Origin of the sequence: Enterococcus raffinosus (genome assembly GCF_019175485.1) — a bacterium.
Lineage (GTDB): Bacteria > Bacillota > Bacilli > Lactobacillales > Enterococcaceae > Enterococcus_A > Enterococcus_A raffinosus.
Map to the genome: position 1 here is coordinate 1,760,696 of NZ_CP072888.1, position 24,305 is coordinate 1,785,000.

Sequence of the window (24,305 nt, forward strand, 5' to 3'; positions counted from 1 at the left end):
TTGTTCATTAACTGTAGTTCTTTTTCCACAGCCGAAAAAACGTGCCATTTTTTCACCAGTTATTCTGCTGCTTTTAATTCTAAGATTGTATCTCGTAATGTTGCGGCAGTTTCAAAATCAAGTGTTTTAGCCGCTTCTCGCATTTCATCTTCAAGTTTCGCAATAAGTTCTTTACGTTCAGATTTAGATAACTCTTCATAAGAGGTCGTATCGTAAGTTCCAGTATCTTCTGCAACCTTACTAATTGCGATCAAATCACGAATTTCTTTAATAATCGTCTTAGGTACAATGCCATGCTCTTCATTATATTGTTGCTGAATACTACGACGGCGTGATGTTTCATCCATTGCACGTTGCATTGAATCCGTCACCTTATCAGCATACATAATAACTTTTCCCTCTGAATTTCGGGCAGCACGACCAATTGTTTGAACAAGTGAACGTTCACTGCGAAGGAAGCCTTCTTTATCTGCATCTAAGATAGCCACCAATGAGACTTCAGGTACATCTAGACCTTCACGAAGTAAATTAATACCAACTAGCACATCAAATTTTCCTAATCGCAAATCACGAATAATCTCAGTACGTTCTAAGGTTTTGATATCACTGTGGAGGTATTTAACCTTGATACCTAGTTCTTTAAAGTAGTCTGTTAAATCTTCGGACATTTTTTTTGTTAAGGTCGTGACAAAAACACGTTCATTTCTTTCAGAACGTTCGTTTATTTCTCCAACCAAATCGTCTATTTGTCCCATAATCGGGCGGACTTCAATGACCGGATCTAGTAGTCCAGTCGGACGGATGATTTGCTCTATTACTGTATCTGTTTCTTCATGTTCATAAGGACCAGGAGTCGCCGAAACGTAAACAATCTGATTCACGCGCTCTTCAAACTCTTCTAATCTTAATGGACGATTATCTAAAGCTGATGGCAACCGGAAACCATAATCTACCAGCATCTGTTTACGTGCTCGGTCACCGTTGTACATACCTCTTACTTGCGGCATCGTCACATGAGATTCATCCACAACTAGTAAAAAGTCATCTGGGAAAAAGTCGATCAACGTATAGGGCGGCTCGCCCTCTTTACGTCCGTCCATATGACGAGAATAGTTTTCTATACCAGATGTATAGCCCATTTCTCGAAGCATTTCGATATCATAATTGGTTCGTTGTTCTAATCGCTGAGCCTCTAATAGCTTGTTATCATTTCTCAAGACTTCTAATCGATCAGCAAGCTCTTTTTGAATATTACTAATCGCCACTTCCATATGCTCTTCATTGGTTAAGAAGTGGGTCGCCGGGAAGATGGCTACGTGCTCTGTTTCACCGGTGATTTCTCCTGTTAACGCGTCTACTTCGCGAATTCGTTCTATCTCATCACCAAAAAATTCCACGCGTAACGCACGTTCATCACGTGATGCGGGAAATATTTCCACTACATCCCCACGAACACGAAAACGACCACGCTGAAAGTCAATATCGTTTCGTTCAAATTGAATATCAATTAAATTCCGTAATAATTGGTTCCGATCCATTTCCATTCCTACACGCAAAGAAACCACTTGCTCCAAATATTCCTTTGGTGATCCCAAACCAAAAATGCAGGAAACTGAAGCTACGACGATCACATCATTTCGTTCAAGTAAGGCGCTTGTCGCCGAGTGGCGAAGCTTATCGATCTCATCATTAATACTTGAGTCTTTTTCAATATACGTATCACTAGAAGGCACATACGCCTCTGGTTGATAGTAGTCATAATAACTAACGAAATACTCCACCGCGTTGTTAGGAAAGAATTCCTTAAACTCTCCATATAATTGCCCCGCTAACGTCTTATTATGGGCAATAATCAAGGTTGGCTTATTTACTTCCTTAATAACATTGGAAATCGTGTAAGTTTTACCAGTCCCGGTAGCTCCTAAAAGGATTTGCGCTTTTTTTCCATCGACGATTCCTTCGGCAAGTTGTTCAATGGCCTCAGGCTGATCGCCAGCAGGCTGATATTTTGAATGAAGGTCAAACGTATTATCCGTTACTCTTTCAATCATACAAAAATCCCCCTTTTTCTATTAAATGAACAAAGATTTTCCATTCCAAAATTATAGCATACCGAACATATTTTCGCCATTTTTTCTTCTTACCATAAGAAGTTCTTAAAAACAACCGTGTCACATTTTCTGACATCCCATGTTATAAAAATTTTGCTTTTTTTCTATCCAACAATGAACCCTCTTGTGTTTTATCCATAAACTAACATATAATAAACAAATGATAAGTAATTAGGAGGATTATTATGAGAAAAAACAAATTAATTCCATTCGTTGTTTTCTTAATGGCAAGTATTTTCACACTTAGCTTTGCCAACAAGACTGACGCCGCGGAAAAAACATATAAGATCGGGACGGACTTGACTTTTGCTCCTTTCGAATTTCAGAATTCCGATGGCGAATACATAGGTATCGATGTAGATTTGCTTAATCAAATCGCTAAGGACCAAAACTTTAAAGTTGATTTGCGTCCATTAGGATTCGACAGCTCCATCCAAGGAGTGCAATCCGATCAACTGGACGGAATGATTGCTGGCATGAGTATTACAGATGAACGGAAAAAAACGTTTGATTTTTCTGAACCTTATTTTGATAGCGGAATCCAGATGGCTGTTAAAAATGACAATAAAGACATCAAGAATTACAAAGATTTAAAAGGAAAAACAGTTGCCGCAAAAATCGGTACAGAAAGTGCGACTTTTTTAAACAAGAACAAAGACAAATATGGCTATGAAGTAAAACAATACGAAGCTGCTGATGCTATGTACAACGCCCTGACAAACGGGAATGTTGAAGCGATTTTTGATGACTACCCTGTACTTGGTTATGCTGTAACTAATGGTCAACCATTCAAATTAGTCGGTGAACCTGAAAAAGGCAGTTCTTACGGCTTCGCTGTGAAAAAAGGCGAAAACAAAGAGCTGCTGGAAAAGTTTAATCAAGGACTGAAGGACCTAAAGGAAAATGGCAGCTATGATAAAATCGTCAGCAAGTATATTTCTACTGGTTCCGGTGATCAAGGCGCTTCAAGCGAAATGAAAAAAATCGAGCCAAAAAAAGATGTTTATGTTATTGCCAGCGATTCTGCTTTCGCCCCTTTTGAGTATAAGGACAGCGACGGCGAATACAAAGGGATTGATGTTGACCTGTTAAAACGAATCGCAGAGCTGCAAGGATTCAAAATTGATTTTAAATTCATCGGATTCTCCTCAGCAATGCAGGCTTTAGAGTCAGGACAGGCTGATGGTATGATCGCAGGAATGACCATTACCGATGAGCGAAAAGCCAATTATGATTTTTCGGACCCCTACTTCCAAAGCGGGATTCAATTAGCTGTTGCGAAAGACAATAAAGATATTAAGTCTTACGAGGATTTAAAAGGCAAAACCGTAGGAGCTAAGGTTGGAACGGAAAGTGCCGACTTTTTAGAGGCTCACAAAAAGGAATATGGCTATACAATCAAAAGTTTTGATGCAGCGGATCAATTGTATGACGCGCTGAAAGTCGGTTCTATCGATGCGATGATGGATGACTATCCGGTCATCGGTTATGCTGTAAAACAGGGGCAAGATTTGAAAACACCAATCAAACGCGAAGTTGGTGGTGAATATGGTTTTGCTGTGAAAAAAGGTCAGAACCCTGAATTGCGCGAGATGTTTACAGAAGGCCTAAAAGAATTGAAACGTACTGGCGAGTACGATGAAATTGTTGATCAGTACATCGGCTCCGGTAGTGAAGACAAGAAAGAAACTGTTGATGAGTCTACTATCACTGGTTTATTGAAAAATAATTACAAATCATTACTAGAAGGATTATGGAAGACCATTGTATTGGCTTTAGTCTCCTTTGCACTGGCTCTTGTTTTAGGAGTTATCTTTGGATTGTTCCGTGTTTCTCCTGTTCGTGTATTACGTACGTTGGCCGGTATCTATATTGATATCATCCGCGGAATCCCAATGATGGTATTAGCCTTCTTTATCTTCTTTGGTTTACCGGGAATTACAGGTATAAAAATCCCTGACTTTGCTGCGGGAATCATCACACTGACATTAAATGCCAGCGCATATATCGCTGAAATAGTTCGTGGCGGTATCAATGCGGTTCCTGTCGGTCAAATGGAAGCCTCTCGAAGTTTGGGATTGTCCTATAACCGAACCATGCAGAAGATTATTTTACCTCAAGCTGTGAAGATCATGATTCCTTCTTTCATCAATCAATTCGTTATCAGTCTGAAGGATACGACAATCATTTCGGCTATCGGTGTAGTAGAATTACTGCAAACAGGGAAAATCATTGTTGCTCGTACAACTCAAAGTTCTTACGTTTACTTGATCATCGCGATCATGTACTTAATCTTGATCACGATCTTGACTAAGTTAGCGAACCGTTTAGATAAGAAGGTGAAATAGATGGAAAATAAATTAGATAAGAAAATTGTCGTAAATCATTTAGTAAAAAAATTCGGTGACAATACCGTTTTGAATGACTTGAATATTACTATCAGCGAAGGGGAAGTTGTTTGTATCATTGGCCCATCTGGTTCAGGGAAAAGTACCTTCCTTCGCTGTATGAATCACCTAGAAGAACCTACGTCTGGGGAAATTATTATTGATGGGCAAGATTTGACGGATAAGCATACGGACATTAACTTAGTTCGTCAACATATTGGTATGGTGTTCCAGCATTTCAACCTGTTCCCTCACCTGACAGTTTTAGAAAATATAACGTTAGCCCCACTCGATTTAAAGGGGGAATCAAAAGAGTCAGCAAACAAGCGTGGTGTGGAGTTGTTGACACAAGTCGGTTTAGCAGAAAAGAAAGACGATTATCCTGATAGCCTTTCCGGAGGACAAAAGCAACGTGTCGCAATTGCTCGCGCGTTAGCAATGAATCCTGATATTATGCTCTTTGATGAACCAACTTCCGCTTTGGACCCAGAAATGGTTGGAGATGTTTTAAAAGTAATGAAGGATCTGGCACTGCAAGGTATGACCATGGTCATTGTCACTCATGAGATGGGCTTTGCGAAAGAAGTTGCTGACCGCGTCATCTTTACCGATGGTGGAAAAATTCTAGAAGATGGCACACCTGAACAGGTCTTCAATAATCCTCACAATCCGAGAACCCAAGACTTCTTAAATAAAGTATTGAATATTTAATACGAAACCCGTGAAATCTAGTTAGATTTCACGGGTTTTTCTGAATGTTAATAGCGTTTGATAAACCTCTTCTTTTGTTGCAGGCGATTGACTTCGAACGATGCCGTCTTCTGGAGAAAATGCCAGATCAACAATTTTCTTTAGTTCATCAACAGATGGGAAAATTGACAACATTTCATAAGTAATGGGCAAATTGAGTTTTTCAAATAGTTCTTGATGACTTGTCAGTTCTTCATGGCGACCTTCAATACGTAATTGCTGCAATGTCGTCAATGCAATGATCTGTCCATGACTTCCCTTTATCTCTCCTCCCCACAAACTAACCATCGCATTATGGAGCGCATGGGCAATGCTTAAGCCCCCGGATTCAAATCCAATGCCACTTAATAACGTGTTGGCCTCTACCACTGCATCAAATTCTACTGTGATCTCTTTTCTCTTATTCGCCTTAACTGCTGCTTCTGCATTTTTGAGTAAAACATCACGACATTTTTCGGCAATTGCTTCTGCTGCTAGTGTTGGTGCTGCCCCTAAGGTATTTTTTCCAAAATTTTCACGTACAGTCCTTGCTTCTATGAATGTAGACAAACCATCTGCTATTCCAGCAGTTAAGAAATGGACCGGACTATTGATCAAAATAGCCGTATCAACTAGAACCAAGGCAGGACTTTGAGTATAATAGGTATACTTCTCGAAATAGCCATTTTGATATTTCACAGAGATTCTTGAAGTGGGCGCGTCTGTCGAAGCAGATGTTGGAACAACGATACATCGTCTGCTTGACTTAAAAGCCAATGCTTTTCCTATATCGATCGCCCGTCCACCACCTAGAGCGATTACATAATCGCATTCATCTATCGTGCTGTTCTCTTCTGCGAACCGCACAGAAATTTGACCGCCTAAAGAAGTCAACTCATCCACCAAACGTTTGCCAATCATCTCGTAAACAAATTGATCCGTTACTAGTAACCCCTTTTTACCAAATGCTAGAATATCTCTCAAATGATTCCATAAAACATTTTCTCCCTGACGATACGTCATTGGACTAACAAAGACTTTTTCCATAGTTACTCCTTCTATCCATTTTAAACTCATCATAGCAATCAGAGAAAACTGTTGCAAGTTATTCTAGTAACAGCTTTATAAAACACAAAAAGCACGTAAGCGTTGAACGCTTACGTGCTAGAAAATCAAATTAAGCTTCGATTTCAGTTACGATACCTGAACCAACGGTACGTCCACCTTCACGAATAGAGAAAGTTGTTCCTTTTTCTACAGCGATTGGATGGATTAATTCAACGTCGATTGTTACGTTATCGCCAGGCATGACCATTTCAGTACCTTCTGGCAACACGATATTACCGGTAACGTCTGTTGTACGGAAGTAGAATTGAGGACGATAGTTGTTAAAGAATGGTGTATGACGTCCACCTTCTTCTTTCGTCAACACATAAACTTCTGCACTGAATTTCGTATGTGGTGTAATTGAACCTGGTTTAGCTAATACTTGACCACGTTCGATTTCATCACGTGTAATACCACGTAATAGAACCCCAACGTTATCTCCAGCTTCACCATAATCCAATGTTTTACGGAACATTTCAAGTCCAGTTACGACAGCCTTTTGAACTTCAGGTTTGATCCCGATAATTTCAACTTCGTCACCGACTTTAACTTCCCCACGATCAATACGACCAGATGCAACGGTCCCACGTCCTGTGATTGAGAAAACATCTTCCACTGGTAACAAGAATGGTTTGTCAGTGTCACGTTCTGGTGTTGGGATATATTCGTCAACCGTATCCATTAGGTCCATGATTACTTGTTCTTGTTCAGGATCGCCTTCTAAAGCTTTCAGAGCTGAACCTTTAAGAACAGGAATATCATCGCCTGGGAAACCATATTCTGAAAGCAACTCACGTACTTCCATTTCAACTAAATCAATCAATTCTTCATCGTCGACTAAATCAACTTTGTTCAAGAAGACGATCAAGTATTTAACACCTACTTGGCGTGATAATAAAATGTGCTCACGTGTTTGAGGCATTGGTCCATCAGTAGCAGATACTACTAAGATCGCACCGTCCATTTGAGCAGCACCGGTAATCATGTTTTTTACATAGTCCGCGTGTCCTGGAGCATCAATATGGGCATAGTGGCGTTTTTCAGTTTCATATTCAACGTGTGCAGTATTGATGGTAATTCCGCGTTCACGTTCTTCTGGTGCAGCATCGATACTAGCATAGTCTTGAGGGTTTGCTAGACCTTTCTTACCTAATACCGTTGTAATTGCTGCCGTTAAAGTTGTTTTCCCATGGTCGACGTGGCCAATGGTACCAATATTAACGTGTGGTTTACTTCTATCATAATGTTCTTTTGCCATAATAAACAAACCTCCTAAAAAGTGTAAAAATTCTTACGGATATAGTGTAAAGCATTTTGAGCAAAATGAAAAAGATTTACACTTTTACTTTTCGTAAGTAACTATCCGAGATTATAATACATCAGAATTGGTCAAACTCCAAACAATTTGTTTCTCTACTTAATTAGATGAGAAATTGAACCTGATTTTAAGTGAAATAAGTTCATTGGAAGCAAATGAACTAGGATATAATATAGACTAAAGAGTGTACAGAAAAATAAATAATTGGTTTAATAGTGAATGGAAATTTTTCTAATTGACTCGTTTGAAATTATAAAATGAATGGAGGATAGCTATGAAAGAATTTCAGAAACAGTTGGCTCAATCGCCCTTAGATATAAAGCAAGCCTGGAGCATCGGTTTTGTTTTTGTTAGAGAAAAAGAGCATTATTGGCATTTCCCCGCTAGACAGTGGACAGAGCAGCAAATTCAGGATTATTTTTTTGAACGTTTTGGAAAGGAAGGCCGGTTTATCTCCTACCCTGAACTAAGTTTAAAGCAGTTAAGGATCGATGAGATTCCTGAACTTTTGATTATCATCCCTTACGATCCTAGAAAGGAGAAACAATAATATGGCCTTATTAGAACTACATGATGTGAATTATCAGACAGATGATCGATTGATTTTGAATCAGATCACTCTATCTGTTGAAAAAGGTGATTTTTTAACGATTACTGGTCCCTCTGGCGGAGGAAAAAGTACCCTGCTGCGACTGATTGCTTCTTTATTAACGCCGACAAGTGGCGAGATACTTTTTGATGGAAAAGCGCAGCAAACCTATGACTACACTGACTATCGACAGCAGGTATCGTATTGCTATCAACAGCCCTCTTTATTTGGAGATACGGTAGAAGATAATTTAACCTTTCCCTATCTAATAAGAGAAGCAGAACCTAATCGGAAGGACATGCTGGATCAGCTTCAATTAGTTGATCTGCCAGAAAGCTATTTTTCTAAAAGTATCAATGAAGTTTCTGGCGGTGAGCGTCAGCGGATCGCATTGATTCGTAATATTTTATTCCTGCCTAAGGTTTTGCTTTTGGACGAGGTAACAGCGGGCTTAGATGAACAAACGAAAACAATTATTCATCGCCTAATGGATGACATTCAGAAAAAAGGCTGCACCATTCTTCAGGTCACTCATGATGAAGCAGAAATCAAATCTGCAAAGAAACTGCTACATGTTCAAGGAGGAAAACTGGATCAATGAATCAACTTGCTGTAAATAATCTTTCTCTGTTGTTAGCCTTTGCACTTGTCTTAATCGCTGTTGGAATAAGCTATAAAGAGAAGTTGAACTTATCTAAAGATATTTTCTTCAGCATTGTACGGGCAATTATCCAATTAGTCATTGTCGGCTATTTATTGAAATACATTTTTCAAGTTAACAACAATTTACTGACTTCAGGGATGAGTCTTTTTATTGTATTAAATGCGGCGTGGAACGCCCATAAAAGAAATCCTGCTCGCCAAAAAAAATACCTGCACTCTTTGGCAGCTATTTTCGTAAGTACCTATATCACTCTTGGTGTATTGATTTTAGCAGGAGCAATCAAATTCATCCCTTCGCAAATCGTACCTATCACGGGAATGATCGCCAGCAATTCGATGGTGGCGCTCGGCTTATGTTATCGTGCGTTGAATACGCAATTTCACGACTTGCGACAGCAAACTTTGGAGAAATTAGCTCTAGGTGCTTCTATCAAATTGGCCTCTAAGCCTATTCTTCAGCAAAGCATTAAAACAGCGATGCAGCCAACCATTGATTCTGCCAAAACAGTCGGTTTGGTTAGCTTGCCGGGGATGATGTCTGGGTTAATCTTCGCTGGCCTTGATCCGGTCCACGCAATCAAATATCAGATCATGGTCACCTTTATGCTACTATCAGCTACCAGTCTAGGATCTATTATCGGCGGATACTCTGCTTATAAAAACTATTTTAATGAAAATCATCAATTGACGATTTAATTCGAAAAAGGCCTCCAAAAGTTCGCTTTCGGAGGCCTTTTCTTAGACTAATAAATTATAGAGTGTTTTATTTTGACTTAGTTCAATATACGTTGAATCAAATGTCTTAAGTCGCTTCAGTAAATTTGGTAACGTTTCAGGCTTCTTCAATAAGACACCTATCACGACTGGTCCGGTTCCACGATTACTCTTTTTCGTATATTCAAATCGAGTAATGTCATCCCCTTCTCCTAGAACTTCTGATACAAATTCTTTTAAAGCGCCGGGTCGCTGTGGAAAATTCACCACAAAATAATGCTTCAACCCTTCATAGATCAATGAACGTTCTTCGATTTCAGCCATTCGATTAATATCATTATTTCCACCGCTGATAATGCAAATAACCGTTTTGCCTTTGATTTTATCTTTCATTAAATCTAAGGCGGCCACGCTTAAAGCACCCGCAGGTTCCACTACGATCGCTTGCTTCCCGTAAAGATCTAAAATAGTTGAACAGATTAGTCCTTCATCAACAGACATCAACTCATCTACGTATTCTTTACTGTGAGAATATGTGATTTCACCGACACGTTGAACGGCGGCGCCATCGACAAACTTGTCAATCTCATTCAATTTGATCGGCTGTTCTTCGTCAAAGGCTGCCTGCATAGAAGCAGCACCTTTTGGCTCAACGCCTATTACTTTAGTGGTTGGTGAAGTATTTTTTACGTAGGAGGAGACACCGCTGATCAAGCCCCCACCACCGATAGCAGAGATGACGTAATCAGGTTTGTAGCCTTCACTTTCTGCGTCCGTCATCATTTCCAACGCCAAGGTTCCTTGACCGGCAATAATATTTTTATCGTTAAAAGGATCAATAAATGTCATGCCGTTTTCTTCACAGTATTTTCTTGCGGCAGCGGCAGAAGCATCAAAGGTATCACCAACTAAATGAATATCCGCAAACTCACCACCAAAGAACTTCACTTGAGAAACTTTTTGCTGCGGTGTAGTAGTCGGCATAAAAATTGCTGCTTTTGTTCTTAACTCATGACAGGTATAAGCGACACCTTGTGCATGATTTCCCGCACTCGCACAAACTACACCCTTTTTCAATTCTGCCTCTGGAAGCTTCTTAATTGCGTAATAAGCGCCGCGTAACTTAAATGAACGAACTTTCTGCAGGTCTTCTCTTTTCAAAAGCACCGTTGCCTGATACTTTTCGGATAAATAACGATCATATTGCAACGGTGTATGGTTTACAGCGTTTTTCAATAATTGATACGCACTGCGAACCTCGGTATCTTTGATCAATTCCATCGCTGCACCTCCACTAATCTTTACGACTTACAAATGGCATCATTTTTCTTAATTCACCGCCGACTTCTTCAATTTGATGTCCGGCACTCTCAGCACGCATCTTCTTGAATTCAGGGAAGCCATTCTTATTATCGTCAATGAAGCCTTTCGCAAATTTACCATTTTGGATATCAGTTAACACTTCCTTCATCCCGGCTTTTGCTGTTTCAGTGATTACGCGAGGACCAGAAACATAGTCGCCGTATTCAGCTGTGTTGGAGATTGAATTACGCATTTTGGCAAAGCCACCTTCATAAATCAAATCAACAATCAATTTCATTTCATGGCAAACTTCAAAGTAAGCTAGTTCAGGTTGGTAGCCAGCTTCAACTAAGGTTTCAAATCCAGCTTCGATCATACTAGTTAAACCACCGCAAAGCACTGCTTGTTCCCCGAATAAATCTGTTTCGGTTTCTTCCTTAAATGTTGTTTCCAAGACACCTACTCGTGTAGCACCGATTCCTTTCGCATAAGACAATGCCAAATCTTGAGCAGTTCCTGTTGCATCTTGATAAACAGCAAATAAAGCAGGTACCGCAAATCCTTCAGTAAAGGTACGACGGACCAAATGCCCTGGACCTTTAGGAGCCACTAAGAATACATCGACATTCTTCGGTGGATTGATAACGTCAAAGTGAATATTGAACCCATGAGCAAAGACTAAAGCATCGCCTTCCTCTAAGTTTGGTGCGATTTCATTTTCGTAAAGTGTTCCTTGAATTTCATCTGGAGCTAAAATCATGACTACTTCGGCTTTCTTTGTTGCTTCAGCTACTGGCAACACATCAAACCCATCTTCGCGAGCAGCCTCAGCGGATTTTCCTTCTCGAATACCGATCACTACTTGATGACCTGTATCTCTAAGATTTTGTGCATGAGCATGACCTTGCGATCCATACCCTACCACTGCGATTGTTTTTCCTTCCAAAGCATCCTTCGCTACTGCATCATCATAATAAACTTTAACCATAATTTTTCCTCCAATTTTTTAAACTATATTAATAGCAAAACGAATAATCAATTTTGCGTTTAACCTCTACTAAATCCGGTAACACCGGTTCTTGCTAATTGTTTAATCCCGTAAGGCCGCAAGACGTCGATACAAGCATTGACCTTATCTGTAGAGCCAGCCACTTGTACCACGATTGTTTTCAATCCTACATCTACAACGTCCGCTCTAAATGGATCGATCATCGCCTGAATCTCAGAGCGCGTAGCCGCTGGAGCACTGACTTTGATCAAGGCCAACTCTCGTTCTAAATGCGGCTCATCGGTTACATCAGAAACTTTAACGACATCGATTTGTTTATTTAATTGCTTTGTTACTTGTTCAACATCCGCTAAGGTATCCGCTTGAATAATGATCGTCATCCGCGATTCGCCGTCTTTTTCCGTTCGCCCGACGGAGACACTGTCCATGTTTACTTGCCGACGATTTAGCACACTTGTAATTCGACTGAGCACCCCTGCTTGGTCATGAACCATCGCTGTAATCATCCGTCTCATCTTAATCAACCCCTAACATTTGATCATTTGGCATCCCGGCTGGGATCATCGGTAATACATGCTCTTTGTTGCAGATCATGACCTCAATCAGCATTGGTCCAGGTGTAGCAAAAGCCTCCTGTAACTCCTTCTCCAAAGAAGCTGGGTCGGTAATTTTCTTATTCCCAATTCCATAAGCCTCCGCCATTTTCATAAAGTCTGGCTGCTCATTAAAGACGGATTGGGAGCGTCGTTCATTGTAAAACTTCTCCTGCCATTGCCGAACCATTCCCAATGATTGATTGTTCAATAAGACAAATTTGATGTCCAATTGGTGTTGGTTTAAGATTGCCAGCTCCTGATTCGTCATTTGGAACCCGCCATCTCCCACAAAAACAACTACGGATTCTTTTGGTTTACCAAATTTCACGCCGATTCCTGCGGGGATGCCATATCCCATAGTCCCAAGTCCACCACTGGTGATCAGCTGCTTAGGAAATTGGAATGGATAATATTGAGCTACCCACATTTGATGTTGTCCTACGTCTGTTACAACATAGGATTTTCCTTTTGTAATTCGACCGATGATTTCTATTACTTCTTGCGGTTTGATGATTTTTTCGTGACGATCATATTTTAATGGATACTTTTTCTTCCGTTCATCACAGAGATCACGCCAAGCTTGGCAATCGGGGGCTTCAATTTCGATTGACAGCATTTGCTGCAAAGCAATTTTTGCATCGCCAACAATCGGTACATCCGTCTTGATGATTTTGCCGATTTCAACTGGATCCACGTCAATATGAGCAACTTTCGCATGTGGTGCAAAAGCTTCAGGTGAACAGGCAAGGCGATCATCAAAACGACTGCCAATATTAATTAACAGATCCGTTTCCATCATTGCCATATTTGCTACATAGGTCCCATGCATTCCGCCCATTCCTAAGAAATTAGGGTCATCATGGGGCAGTAGCCCTAAGCCTAAAAGCGTACTAACGGTTGGAATTTGGTATTTATCAACAAACTGCCTTAATTCCTCAGCACCATTCGCTGCTACTACTCCGCCGCCAACCAAAAGAAGAGGTTTTTTAGCTTTCTTTAGTAAGCTCATTAAGCGTTCAACCTGTAAAATCGAGGGGGTCGTTGTTGGCTGATAGCTTTCTAAATGAACCGGCCGATCAATCTTTGGATTTGATTTCAATACTGTGATGTCCTTCGGTAAATCAATCAAAACTGGTCCTTTGCGTCCAGTTGTAGCAATATGGAAGGCTTCATTAACGATACGTGGAAGCTCTTCGATGTCGCGAACTTGATAATTATTTTTGGTGATGGGAACGGTAATTCCCAGCATATCCGCTTCCTGAAAGGCATCTTTTCCGATTCCTGGAGTTGTTACCTGACCAGTGATTACTACTAGTGGAACAGAATCGATCATTGCATCAGCGATTCCTGTCACGACATTCGTTGCACCTGGACCGCTAGTTACGATCACAACTCCCGGTTTTCCTGTAGCTTTCGCGTACCCTTCAGCTGCGTGAACTGCACCCTGCTCGTGTCGTGTAAGAATATTTGGGATAGATTCATCATAAAGGGAATCAAATAATGGTAGGACGGACCCTCCGGGATACCCAAAAATCAATTCGACTCCTTGATGCTCCAGACACTTGATTAACAAATCTGCACCATTGTATAGGTTTTCTGTTTCCACTTTTTGTTTCATTTCTTCCACCCCGATTCCCCCTATTCTTCAGGCAATTTCATGACACCGCCAGTATGTGCTGAAGTGACCATTGCCGAGTAACGTGCTAACCAGCCTTTTTTGACCTTCGGCTGGAATTTTTTTAACCCCTCTTGCCGTTTTGCTAATTCTTCTGCTGATACATCCACATTCAATGTTCGATTCGTTAAATCGATCGTGATTTCATCACCATCTTGAACCAGCGCGATTGGTCCACCTGCAGCAGCTTCTGGAGAGATATGTCCAACAGCGATTCCTCGAGTAGCTCCTGAGAAACGCCCATCAGTAATCAGTGCTACATCTTTCCCTAAACCACGCCCGACAATACTAGACGTCGGTGCCAACATTTCCGGCATACCAGGTCCGCCTTTTGGACCTTCGTAACGAATAACAACAACATGTCCTTTCGTAACTGTGTGATTGTCAATAGCTTCCACCGCTTCATCATGGGAGCTAAAGCAAATCGCTTTTCCTTTAAAGACCTTAATACTTGGGTCTACTCCCCCGACTTTAATTACACTACCTTCTGGTGCAATGTTGCCATATAAGATAGAAAGACCGCCGACTGGACTATAAGGAGACGTTTTCGGATGGATTACCTCTTCATTCCGAATTTTTGCAGATGCAACACTTTCCCGTAAGGTTTTGCCTGTCACTGTGATTCGATCAGAATGAATCGCTCCGTCAATGGAGACCAATTCATTGATAATTGCTGGAACACCACCTGCCTCATGAACATCGTGCATCGAATAATTGGAAGACGGCGCGATTTTTGAAAGGTAAGGAACTCTTTTTGCAATCTCATTGATATCGGATTGATCGTAATCAATCTCTGCTTCATTGGCGATTGCCAATGTATGAAGAACCGTATTAGTTGAGCCGCCCATCGCCATATCTAACGCGAAGGCATCATCAATAGCGTCCTTAGTCACGATATCTCGTGGTTTGATTTGTTTCTTCACAAGATCCATTAAATGCTTCGCCGATTCACGAACCAACTCACGACGCTCATCAGAAACAGCCAAAATTGTCCCATTTCCTGGTAAAGCTAACCCTAGAATTTCTAATAGACAGTTCATAGAATTTGCTGTAAACATTCCGGCGCACGAACCACAAGTTGGACACGCGTTTTGTTCCATAAAGAGAAAATCTTCTTTGGTCATTTGACCTTCTTTAAATGCGCCAACAGCTTCAAACATTGACGAAAGTGTCGTTTGGTGACCACGGGGATCAATCCCAGCCTTCATTGGACCGCCTGAACAAAAGATGGATGGCACATTCGTTCTCATAGCAGCCATGATCATTCCCGGAGTGATTTTGTCACAGTTGGGAATATAAAATACTCCGTCAAACCAATGGGCGTTAATGACTGTTTCTGCCGCATCAGCGATAAGTTCTCTACTCGGCAGCGAGTAGCGCATTCCGATATGCCCCATCGCAATTCCATCGTCTACACCAATCGTATTGAATTCGAACGGAATGCCTCCGGCTTCACGAATCGCTTCTTTTGCTACATCGGCGAGTTCTCGTAGGTGGACATGTCCCGGTACAATATCGATATAAGAATTACAAATAGCAATAAATGGCTTATCCATATCGTGGATATTTTTTACTTGGCCAGTCGCGTATAACAAACTTCTGGCGGGTGCTGCATCAATACCTTTTTTAATCTGATCACTTCTCATAGTCACATCTCCCTACCTTCAAAAAAAGAGCATCCCATCAATAAATGGGATGCTCTTGCAAGAATCCCATTTCTAACGCAAATAGGACTCAAACTAACGGTTGTTACTTCTCCGCGTTCTAAGTCCTGGACTCAATAATTAATAAGACGATGCCATCAAAATTATTGTATTTACTCTTGCGCATAAAAATCGGCTCCTTGTTTTTTCTAATAATATCTTAATCATTTTTTTATACTATACATTTCATAAGATTAAAAGTCAATGAATTTTCAGAATATTTTCTAACTTAGCAATTTTTTGGTTTCTTACTGGTAAAAAAGAGTCCTATAGCACCAATATTAATATCCTCTTAAGTAGTAAATTCTCATGATGGCTCTCTAATAAATTATTTTCATAAAACATTAAAAAAGCCCGACAATATTTGTCGAGCTTATCCTGCAAATTGACTATTGTACAAATTCGCGTAGAAATCACCTTTTTTCATTAAACTCCGATGGCTGCCCTGTTCAATGATCGAACCATCCTTCATCACTAAAATCAGATCGGCATTTTTTATGGTAGATAAGCGATGCGCAATCACGAAGCTGGTCCTTTCAGCAGTTAAACGATCCATCGCCTGTTGGATCATTCCCTCTGTTCGTGTATCTACGCTAGAGGTTGCCTCATCTAAGATCAACAACTGCGGATCTGCTAAGATCGCTCGAGCAATCGTTAAGAGTTGCTGCTGACCTTGAGAAATCTGACTGCCATCTGATGAGATGATGGTATCATACCCATTTGGCAACGTTCGGATAAAGTGATGACATTGTGCGTCTCTTGCTGCTTGAATAATTTCCTCCTTTGTCGCCTCTGGATTGCCGTATGCAATATTATCAGCTACACTTCCTTCGAACAGCCATGTGTCCTGCAAGACCATACCAAACTTCTGGCGAATGGCCGCACGTGAAAAATGACTGATATTCTTACCGTCTACTTCGATTTGCCCCCCTGTCAATTCATAAAAACGCATCAATAAATTGATCATCGTTGTCTTACCCGCACCTGTCGGACCAACGATTGCTACCATCTGCTTGGGCTTCACCTTGAAGTTCACGTCATCCATTAAAAGCCGATCTGAAGTATAGCCGAATGCAACATGCTTAAAAGTTACTTCACCACGAAGGTTTTCTGGAACGGCAACACTTAATACTTCTTCTGTTTCTTCCTCCAAATCTAAAAGCTCAAAAATTCGCTCTAAGGCTGCAAAAGCGCTTTGCAAACTATTGATTACATAGGAGACCTGTGTAATTGGTTCGGAAACTTGATTCACATATTGCAGATAAGCTTGAACCAACCCAATCGATAGTTGTCCATTGATCACCATGATGCCTCCAACAACTGCGCTCGTCACAAATCCTAACTGGTTGATTAAACGAATTAATGGATTGATGGCAAAGCTAACAAATTGGGCTTTTTTGAAGGCTTGGAACTGTGCCTCATTCAATTTATCCAATTCCTCGGCAGTTTCCTTTTGCCGATTATAAGCTTTAATAAGTAGATTTCCCGAATAATTTTCCTCAGCCTTTGTTCCTACAGCCCCTAATGCTGCTTGATTTTCAGAAAAATACTCTTGATTTTTATGAGCCAGATAATTGGTCAGCAATAAGCTAATCAATAAAATCACAACAATCCCTAGCGTTAAAAGCGGACTCAAATAAATCATCAAGCCTAAACCAATAATGATGGATAAAATCGCTGAAATCATTTGCATTAAACCGACTTGCAAGACTTCAGAGACTTTATCTAAATCCAAGGTCGCTCTTGTTAATATATCACCGGTTTTATATTGATCAAAAAACTTCATCGGTAAATGATTCAGCTTCTCTGTCAATGTTTTTCTAAGTCGTAAGGTTAGTGTCTCAGCAACGCTCGCCATCGTATATTCCTGTAATAAAGAAAAGAGTGATACGCCACCCCACGTTAAAAAGAGTAGAAGCACTGGGCGCCGTAATGCTTCAACTATATTTTTTAAAGATGCCTGCTGTGTTCTCAGCAGACCTATAATGGCATCCAATCCCCATCCTAAGATTAAGGGAGTGATCGCCATTAATGTGGCAAAGCAAATAGCTGAGCCAACAATAATGATAAATCGACGTTTCTGCTCCATCAGCAATTTAAACAATCGTAATCCCGTTTTTTTAAATTCTTTTGGTTTTTCAGACACTAATTCTTTTTCATCAACTTGCTTGATGCTCATGCTTCTTCCCCTCCATTCCTTGAGATTTGGCAAATTCTTGGTACACCTTACAGGTACGGAGCAACTCTTCGTGCGTCCCTTTACCCACGATTTTTCCTTCTTCTAAAACAATGATTTGGTCCGCATCCTTAATCGTCGATAGCCGTTGAGCGACAATCACAATTGCCGCGTCTTGCAGATAACTCTTTAAAGCCTTCCGCAGCTTAGCGTCTGTTTGATAATCTAAGGCTGAGAAACTATCATCAAAGAAATACAGATCTGCAGGCTTAATTAACGCCCGCGCAATACTCAAACGTTGTTTTTGCCCGCCGGAGAAGTTATTTCCCTTCTGAGCAACCAAAGCATCATACTGACCATCGAGGGTATTAATAAATGCAGCCGCTTGAGCTACTTCGGCTGCCTGCTTCATTTCTTGTTCTGTAGCTGCCTGCTTACCAAACAGAAAATTCTCTCGAATCGTTCCGCTAAATAAGAAAGCTTTCTGAGGAACGTAACTAATTCGCTCTCTTAACGCTTCTTGTGTGACGCATTGAACAGGTTCATCAAGAAAGCGTATCTCTCCTTTCGTCGTATCCTTTAAACGCAGCAAGGCTTTAGCAATAGTACTCTTCCCTGAGCCTGTTCCGCCCACAATCGCTGTCACACCTTTAGGAATGTCAAAGCTAATATCGGATAGAACTGATTCTTCTGCTCCGCTGTATGCAAAATCGACATGATCAAAAACGGCAATCGGTGCATCCTCTTTCAATTCAAAGGATACTTTCACTCCATCCACGATCTCTTCCTCTTTCGTTAATACTTCATCGATCCGATCCAATGAAGCTAAAGCCTTTGGAATCATGACAATAACCATGGCTGCCATCGTTAGGAACCATAGACTCAAGATAGTATATTCACTGATTGCTGTTAAACTTCCGATAGGGACATTTCCTTGAAGTACAAGAACACCGCCAAAGGCTAATACTGCGGTCATTCCTAAGCCCATTACTAAGTTGACTGTTGGATTTAGGACGGCAAATAATTTATTCACGCGAATCATGACCTCAGCATAATTACTAAAGGTTTGATCTGTCCGTTTCTTTTCAAAGCTAGTTTTATTGAATGCTCGAATCACACGAACCCCTGTATAAAACTCTCTCAAGATTTGCATCATTTTATCCATCCGCTGCTGCATCACCTCTGCAAGCGGAATGGCCTTTTTGATCACTAATAAGGCTACGATTGAAAATAGAGCGATTGAAGCCATAGGAATCCAAACAAAGCGCCACGAAATGACTCCCGTTAAAACGATTGAAGCCAAACAAATCAACGGTGCTGGAATAATCATTTGAAAGACCATCATCATGATTTGCTGAATATTGGTGATGTCGCTAGTTGTTCGAGCGAGTAGGGTTGGTGTCCCAAACTCATCCATGTCAGCCATGGAGAGCTGCTGTGTTTTGTTGACCAATTGTTTCCGTAAAAAATAGCCGAAACGTCCGGCCAAAATCGCGGAATAATAGCTGGCGATAATCGACACGATCCCCGTCAATACAGCTATCCCCAGCATAAATGCACCATTATGCCAAATCGCTCCTTGATCCTGAGTTAAAATACCTTCATCTATAATTTCAGCAACAAAGTAAGGAATCATCAGCGTTCCAACCGCTTGCACGATCATTAAGATGAAGGTGCCGAAGAACATCTTATGGTATTCTTTGAAAAAGATTTTGAATAGTTTCATCTTTTTTTCCCTCCTTCTTCTATGGTAGAATAAACTGTAACGTAACGTCACAGTCAAGCAGGAAAGGAATTTTTTTAATGAAAGAATTATTAACGATTAGCGAGATGGCAAAATACGCGGGCATTAGCCGAAGAACCTTGATTTACTATGACCAAATCGATCTTTTTAAACCTGCAAAAGTTGGTGAAAATGGCTATCGCTATTATGGCATTGATCAATATTTTGAGTTAGACGTCATTTTATTATTGAAAAATCTTGACGTCTCCTTAGAAGACATTCATGTATTTTTAAAGAACCGGAACGTTGACTATGTTTTAGATGGATTTATTCGACAGAAACAAAAAGTGAATGAACAAATAAATAAACTAAATGGCATTCGGGATTCTTTAGATAGCTACATCGAACGCTATACTACCCTAAAAAACTTCGATCTTGAATCTATCACTCTTTCCTATCGAGAGGCTGAGTCCTTCGTCATTTCTGGGACAATCGAGAATTATGATATAAACTCTGTTCAAATTTACGGTCGTTTCTATTCCTCAGTAGAAAGCAGGGATTTATTTAGCGGATACCCGATTGGTTTCCTTGTGGATGGTTCCGCCTTTTATCAGGAAAATTTCCACACCGCTCCTTATCGCGCCTTAGTAAAGATCTCCGAAGATCGCCTACACATTTATGATCAGCAACGTGTAGTAAAGCGCCCAGCGGGATACTATGTTTCTGGTTTTATGAAAGATGAGATTCACCACATCAATACCTTTAACAATCGCTTCAGGAACTATCTGAAGGAGAATAAACTAGAATTAAATGGAGATATTTGGGAATTGCTTTGGCAGGATGAGACTACCTCTGAGCAGCCAGAAGATCAGGTATTTGAAGTATTAATTCCTGTCCAATATAAAGAAGAAAAATAACTTATTTATCGGTTTCTTGCTCAAAATAATCTTGACAGCTTGATAAATTAGATGGTAGGCTTTATAAAGCAATAAACGAAGGGAGAGAGTACAATGATTAAGACAAATTATCTAAACTTCATACAGTTGATTGAACGGTTGGATCTGTTTTGTTCGAAGCAAGAGTCTTATTCTACAGGCTCTCTAAGCTTCTGAATAAAGCCTATTTGTTAAACTGTCAATCGAAGGATTGGCAGTTTTTTTGTTTCATAAAAATTAAGTCGAAGATATTTAAAAATCAACGGAGGTGTTCCCTATGAGTGGAAAAAGAAAGAAGTCAGACCTAAATACAAATTAAGAAGAGGAATGATTTAATTCCTCTATGAGAGGATTAAATATGTTAACAATAAAAGGAAAATACAATACAGCGACTCTCTATACTGATAATTTAACTGACAGTACAGTGGGTCAAATCATGAGCCTTTGCAATCAAAAATTTACGAAGGATGCAAAAATTCGAATGATGCCTGACACTCACAGCGGTTCCAGTTGTGTGATCGGGACAACAATGACTATACAAGATCAGGTAATCCCTAATCTCGTAGGTGTTGATATCGGCTGCGGCTTATACGTCGCGAAAATCAAGAAGGGGGTCAAACTCAATTTTGATAAACTCGATCGAATCATCCGCAACCGTATACCTAGTGGACATCATTCCCACAGCAAACCGCAATATACTTTTCCTCTAGAAGGCGTTGAAGCACCAATTCATCGAGGAAGAGTGTTACGAAGCTTGGGAACGTTAGGCGGAGGAAACCACTTCATTGAGGTTAACGAAGGATCAGACGGCTTTTACTTGGTGGTTCATAGTGGCAGTCGCCTGTTAGGTAAAGAAATTGCAGAATATCATCAAGAAATCGCTTATCGAAAGCTAACACAACGACGGCAAGAATTAAAACAGCGAGCAGCTTCAGCAATAGATCCAGCTGAAAAGGATTTTCTGATGCAATTACGAGAGGAGATAAAAATCCCCTATGAATTATCCTATGTAGCAGAAAAGGACCTAGAAAATTATTTATCAGATATGAAAATTGCACAACAATATGCTGCCTTCAATCGACAAAGTATGGCATTGACGATCTTAAAAGCAATGAAGTGGGAAAAATATGTGATTGAAAGTTTTGACAGTCCACACAATTATATTGATCTGAAGCACATGATTTTACGTAAAGGGGCTGCCTCTGCTCGCAAGCAGGAAAAAATGATTGTTCCATTAAATATGAAGGATGGTTCAATCATTGGTATTGGGAAAGGCAATGATGAATGGAATCAATCTGGTCCCCATGGGGCTGGTCGCATGATGAGTCGCTCTCAAGCCAGAGCCTCGATCAGCCTAGAAAACTATCAGCATATGATGCGGCATGTTTGGACGACATCTGTTTCTAAAAAAACATTGGATGAGGCTCCTAAAGCGTATAAATCGAAGAAGCAGTTATTGACGAATTTGCATGAGACGATGGAAGTAAAAGAAATCATCCGGCCTCTGTATAACTTTAAAGCGTAAAGTAAAAGCTATTACTATGAAGACCTATGGAGGGTCCTGTAGTAATAGCTTTTGTACGATCATTCAACCATTTTATCTTTTTAGAGCTGCCGTTTCGCTTCATCAGCAGGAATCACTGTAATACCTGATTTAACGAGTTTAGCGTTCCAGGACTCAATGACATGATTCGCGTTCTTCACAAAAGTACTATGGGCATCCTTTAATAAACAAATCCTATATCCCTTGGCTTGCCCCTTTAAACAAGCAGCTTGGACACAACCATTCGTAACAAAGCCACAAATATACAATTCTTGCATATCAAGTTTTCTCAATAATTTCTCAAAACCTGGCTCATCAAAAATGTTGCTTCTTCTTTTATCGAAAATCAGTGATTCCTCAGGACAATCAAGGGTAGCATCTAACGTCCATAACGCTGACTCGCAAATTAATGATGTTTTATTGGTATGCCGAGTAAAAATAATCGGTTGCTCAGCTTTCTGAAATGAAGCAACCATTGTATTAATAGCAGAAACCGTTTGAGCCTTCTCGTAAATAGCTTTATCAAGTATCCCCTTCTGTCCATCTAAAACAAGTAATACTTTTTTCCCATCGCCTTACCTCCTAACCGATCAACCAAAAACAAAAAATGCTATACACTTCCGAATAGTCAAAATTCTAATTAAACAAGATTTAGTAGTTTCATTATAAAGCCTCGATCACACAAAATAAACACATCGTTTTAGTTTCTGTTACATAAAGAAGTACTGGTAACAAAAAAGACTCAACATCTCTGCTGAGTCTTCACTAATTAGGGCGAATGATGGGAATCGAACCCACGAGTGTCGGAGCCACAATCCGATGCGTTAACCACTTCGCCACATCCGCCATTACCCTATTCAATTTCAAATAAAAAACTAAGATGAAATAACATCTTAGCTCTTTATACCGGCGGCCGGGGTCGAACCGGCACGCCCGTGAGGGCACTGGATTTTGAGTCCAGCGCGTCTGCCAATTCCGCCACGCCGGCATGTCAATAAATATTCTAGTACTAAGGCGGTAACCGGATTTGAACCGGTGATGAAGGTTTTGCAGACCTCTGCCTTACCACTTGGCTATACCGCCATTATACTATTGTTTTCTTCCTAGAACAAGTCATTTTCAAGAGAGTTTCCTGAAACTTTTCTAAGAAAACTGGGGTAGCTGGATTCGAACCAACGCATGACGGAGTCAAAGTCCGTTGCCTTACCGCTTGGCTATACCCCAATAATACAAGGGCGAACGATGGGAATCGAACCCACGAGTGCCGGAGCCACAATCCGGTGCGTTAACCACTTCGCCACGATCGCCATAATAAGAACAGGGGCAGCAGGAATTGAACCCACACTAACGGTTTTGGAGACCGCTGTTCTACCTTTAAACTATGCCCCTGAAACAAATGGAGGAGAGTGGATTCGAACCACTGAACCCTAAGGAACGGATTTACAGTCCGTCGCGTTTAGCCACTTCGCTACTCCTCCATGGTGGCGCGGGACAGAATCGAACTGCCGACACACGGAGCTTCAATCCGTTGCTCTACCAACTGAGCTACCGCGCCATATATAATAGTTTAAAGTATTTAATTAAATAATGGCGGTCCCGACGGGATTTGAACCCGCGATCTCCTGCGTGACAGGCAGGCATGTTAACCCCTACACCACGGAACCGAATGGAGGTTAACGGGATCGAACCGCTGACCCTCTGCTTGTAAGGCAGATGCTCTCCCAGCTGAGCTAAACCTCCATATTTAATTAAATGACCCGTACGGGACTCGAACCCGTGTTACCGCCGTGAAAGGGCGGTGTCTTAACCGCTTGACCAACGGGCCAGTAAAAATGTTGCTACGGAGAGTAAGGGATTCGAACCCTTGAGACAGGAATACCCGTCTACATGATTTCCAATCATGCTCCTTCGGCCACTCGGACAACTCTCCAAGATAGGAGCACAAAGGCCCAATACTCTAATTATTCTCTTTCGAGAAACTCCGGCAGTAGGACTCGAACCTACGACATCATGATTAACAGTCAT

Annotated in this window: 17 protein-coding genes, 13 tRNA genes and 1 pseudogene (1 of these 31 cut by a window edge); 7 read left to right on the plus strand and 24 right to left on the minus strand. The window is 40.7% G+C overall.

The window, feature by feature from the left end; translation table 11 throughout:
- Positions 1-59: 59 nt before the first annotated feature.
- Positions 60-2,051 (minus strand): excinuclease ABC subunit UvrB, encoded by a 1,992-nt coding sequence (gene uvrB, locus J9537_RS08580; RefSeq protein WP_010745018.1) that lies wholly within the window; start codon positions 2,049-2,051, stop codon positions 60-62.
- Positions 2,052-2,296: 245 nt separating this feature from the next.
- Between uvrB and J9537_RS08585 the strand changes: the two genes are divergently transcribed.
- A complete protein-coding gene (locus J9537_RS08585) occupies positions 2,297-4,459 on the plus strand; it encodes an amino acid ABC transporter substrate-binding protein/permease (RefSeq protein WP_218255721.1) in 2,163 nt (720 codons plus the stop codon).
- Positions 4,460-5,209, plus strand: a complete 750-nt coding sequence (locus tag J9537_RS08590; protein ID WP_218255723.1) for an amino acid ABC transporter ATP-binding protein — start codon at positions 4,460-4,462, stop codon at positions 5,207-5,209.
- Between the two features lie 21 nt (positions 5,210-5,230).
- On the opposite strand, the gene J9537_RS08595 is transcribed toward J9537_RS08590, so the two are convergent.
- Positions 5,231-6,274 carry a glycerol dehydrogenase gene (locus tag J9537_RS08595; RefSeq protein WP_218255724.1) on the minus strand — a complete coding sequence of 348 codons (1,044 nt, stop codon included), beginning with the start codon at positions 6,272-6,274 and terminating at the stop codon, positions 5,231-5,233.
- 130 nt (positions 6,275-6,404) lie between these two features.
- On the minus strand, positions 6,405-7,592 hold the full coding sequence (gene tuf, locus J9537_RS08600; protein ID WP_010745022.1) for an elongation factor Tu: 1,188 nt from the start codon (positions 7,590-7,592) through the stop codon (positions 6,405-6,407).
- Between the two features lie 334 nt (positions 7,593-7,926).
- On the opposite strand from tuf, the gene J9537_RS08605 reads away from it, so the two are divergent.
- The 3 genes from J9537_RS08605 to J9537_RS08615 are packed head-to-tail and all read left to right on the plus strand — an operon-like array spanning position 7,927 to position 9,600.
- Positions 7,927-8,202, plus strand: a complete 276-nt coding sequence (locus tag J9537_RS08605) for a hypothetical protein (RefSeq protein WP_218255725.1) — start codon at positions 7,927-7,929, stop codon at positions 8,200-8,202.
- Between the two features lies 1 nt (position 8,203).
- Positions 8,204-8,842, plus strand: a complete 639-nt coding sequence (locus J9537_RS08610; RefSeq protein WP_218255727.1) for an ABC transporter ATP-binding protein — start codon at positions 8,204-8,206, stop codon at positions 8,840-8,842.
- Positions 8,839-9,600: an ABC transporter permease gene (locus J9537_RS08615; RefSeq protein ID WP_010745025.1), complete on the plus strand. Its 762-nt coding sequence runs from the start codon at positions 8,839-8,841 to the stop codon at positions 9,598-9,600. The genes J9537_RS08610 and J9537_RS08615 overlap by 4 nt, the downstream gene beginning before the upstream one ends.
- Positions 9,601-9,642: 42 nt before the next feature.
- Here the strand turns inward: J9537_RS08615 and ilvA are convergent, their stop codons facing one another.
- From ilvA to J9537_RS08650, 7 genes are all read right to left on the minus strand, one after another.
- Positions 9,643-10,899, minus strand: a complete 1,257-nt coding sequence (gene ilvA / locus J9537_RS08620; protein WP_218255729.1) for a threonine ammonia-lyase IlvA — start codon at positions 10,897-10,899, stop codon at positions 9,643-9,645.
- Between the two features lie 13 nt (positions 10,900-10,912).
- Positions 10,913-11,908, minus strand: coding sequence for a ketol-acid reductoisomerase (gene ilvC, locus J9537_RS08625; RefSeq protein ID WP_010745027.1), 996 nt, complete (start codon positions 11,906-11,908; stop codon positions 10,913-10,915).
- 59 nt (positions 11,909-11,967) lie between these two features.
- Positions 11,968-12,444: an acetolactate synthase small subunit gene (ilvN, locus tag J9537_RS08630; protein ID WP_010745028.1), complete on the minus strand. Its 477-nt coding sequence runs from the start codon at positions 12,442-12,444 to the stop codon at positions 11,968-11,970.
- 1 nt (position 12,445) lies between these two features.
- Entirely contained in the window at positions 12,446-14,143 is a 1,698-nt protein-coding gene (gene ilvB, locus J9537_RS08635; RefSeq protein ID WP_218257355.1) for a biosynthetic-type acetolactate synthase large subunit, read from the minus strand.
- A gap of 20 nt (positions 14,144-14,163) precedes the next feature.
- Complete coding sequence (gene ilvD / locus J9537_RS08640; protein ID WP_218255731.1) at positions 14,164-15,846, minus strand: dihydroxy-acid dehydratase; 1,683 nt, start codon at positions 15,844-15,846, stop codon at positions 14,164-14,166.
- Positions 15,847-16,276: 430 nt separating this feature from the next.
- Positions 16,277-18,082 (minus strand): ABC transporter ATP-binding protein, encoded by a 1,806-nt coding sequence (locus J9537_RS08645; protein WP_218255733.1) that lies wholly within the window; start codon positions 18,080-18,082, stop codon positions 16,277-16,279.
- Positions 18,063-19,805, minus strand: coding sequence for an ABC transporter ATP-binding protein (locus tag J9537_RS08650; protein WP_218255735.1), 1,743 nt, complete (start codon positions 19,803-19,805; stop codon positions 18,063-18,065). The genes J9537_RS08645 and J9537_RS08650 overlap by 20 nt, the downstream gene beginning before the upstream one ends.
- Positions 19,806-19,882: 77 nt before the next feature.
- On the opposite strand from J9537_RS08650, the gene J9537_RS08655 reads away from it, so the two are divergent.
- A complete protein-coding gene (locus tag J9537_RS08655) occupies positions 19,883-20,719 on the plus strand; it encodes a MerR family DNA-binding transcriptional regulator (protein WP_218255737.1) in 837 nt (278 codons plus the stop codon).
- 376 nt (positions 20,720-21,095) lie between these two features.
- The gene (locus J9537_RS08660; protein ID WP_218255739.1) at positions 21,096-22,262 is read left to right on the plus strand and encodes an RtcB family protein; all 1,167 of its coding nucleotides are present in this window, start codon (positions 21,096-21,098) and stop codon (positions 22,260-22,262) included.
- A gap of 80 nt (positions 22,263-22,342) precedes the next feature.
- On the opposite strand, the pseudogene J9537_RS08665 reads toward J9537_RS08660, so the two are convergent.
- From J9537_RS08665 to J9537_RS08730, 14 genes and pseudogenes are all read right to left on the minus strand, one after another.
- A pseudogene (locus tag J9537_RS08665) lies at positions 22,343-22,828 on the minus strand (cysteine hydrolase family protein); the annotation flags it as partial.
- Positions 22,829-23,053: 225 nt separating this feature from the next.
- Positions 23,054-23,126: transfer RNA gene (locus J9537_RS08670), tRNA-His, on the minus strand.
- Between the two features lie 58 nt (positions 23,127-23,184).
- Positions 23,185-23,268: transfer RNA gene (locus tag J9537_RS08675), tRNA-Leu, on the minus strand.
- Between the two features lie 24 nt (positions 23,269-23,292).
- Positions 23,293-23,363, minus strand: a tRNA-Cys gene (locus tag J9537_RS08680).
- A gap of 69 nt (positions 23,364-23,432) precedes the next feature.
- A tRNA-Gln gene (locus tag J9537_RS08685) sits at positions 23,433-23,504 on the minus strand.
- A gap of 10 nt (positions 23,505-23,514) precedes the next feature.
- Positions 23,515-23,587, minus strand: a tRNA-His gene (locus J9537_RS08690).
- A gap of 11 nt (positions 23,588-23,598) precedes the next feature.
- Positions 23,599-23,669, minus strand: a tRNA-Trp gene (locus tag J9537_RS08695).
- A gap of 8 nt (positions 23,670-23,677) precedes the next feature.
- Positions 23,678-23,758 (minus strand) — tRNA-Tyr (locus J9537_RS08700).
- A 1-nt stretch (position 23,759) separates the two neighbouring features.
- Positions 23,760-23,835, minus strand: a tRNA-Phe gene (locus tag J9537_RS08705).
- Positions 23,836-23,868: 33 nt separating this feature from the next.
- Positions 23,869-23,944, minus strand: a tRNA-Asp gene (locus tag J9537_RS08710).
- Between the two features lie 3 nt (positions 23,945-23,947).
- Positions 23,948-24,020: transfer RNA gene (locus tag J9537_RS08715), tRNA-Val, on the minus strand.
- 13 nt (positions 24,021-24,033) lie between these two features.
- Positions 24,034-24,105, minus strand: a tRNA-Glu gene (locus J9537_RS08720).
- A gap of 16 nt (positions 24,106-24,121) precedes the next feature.
- A tRNA-Ser gene (locus tag J9537_RS08725) sits at positions 24,122-24,210 on the minus strand.
- 49 nt (positions 24,211-24,259) lie between these two features.
- Positions 24,260-24,305 (minus strand) — tRNA-Asn (locus J9537_RS08730) (it continues 28 nt past the right edge of the window).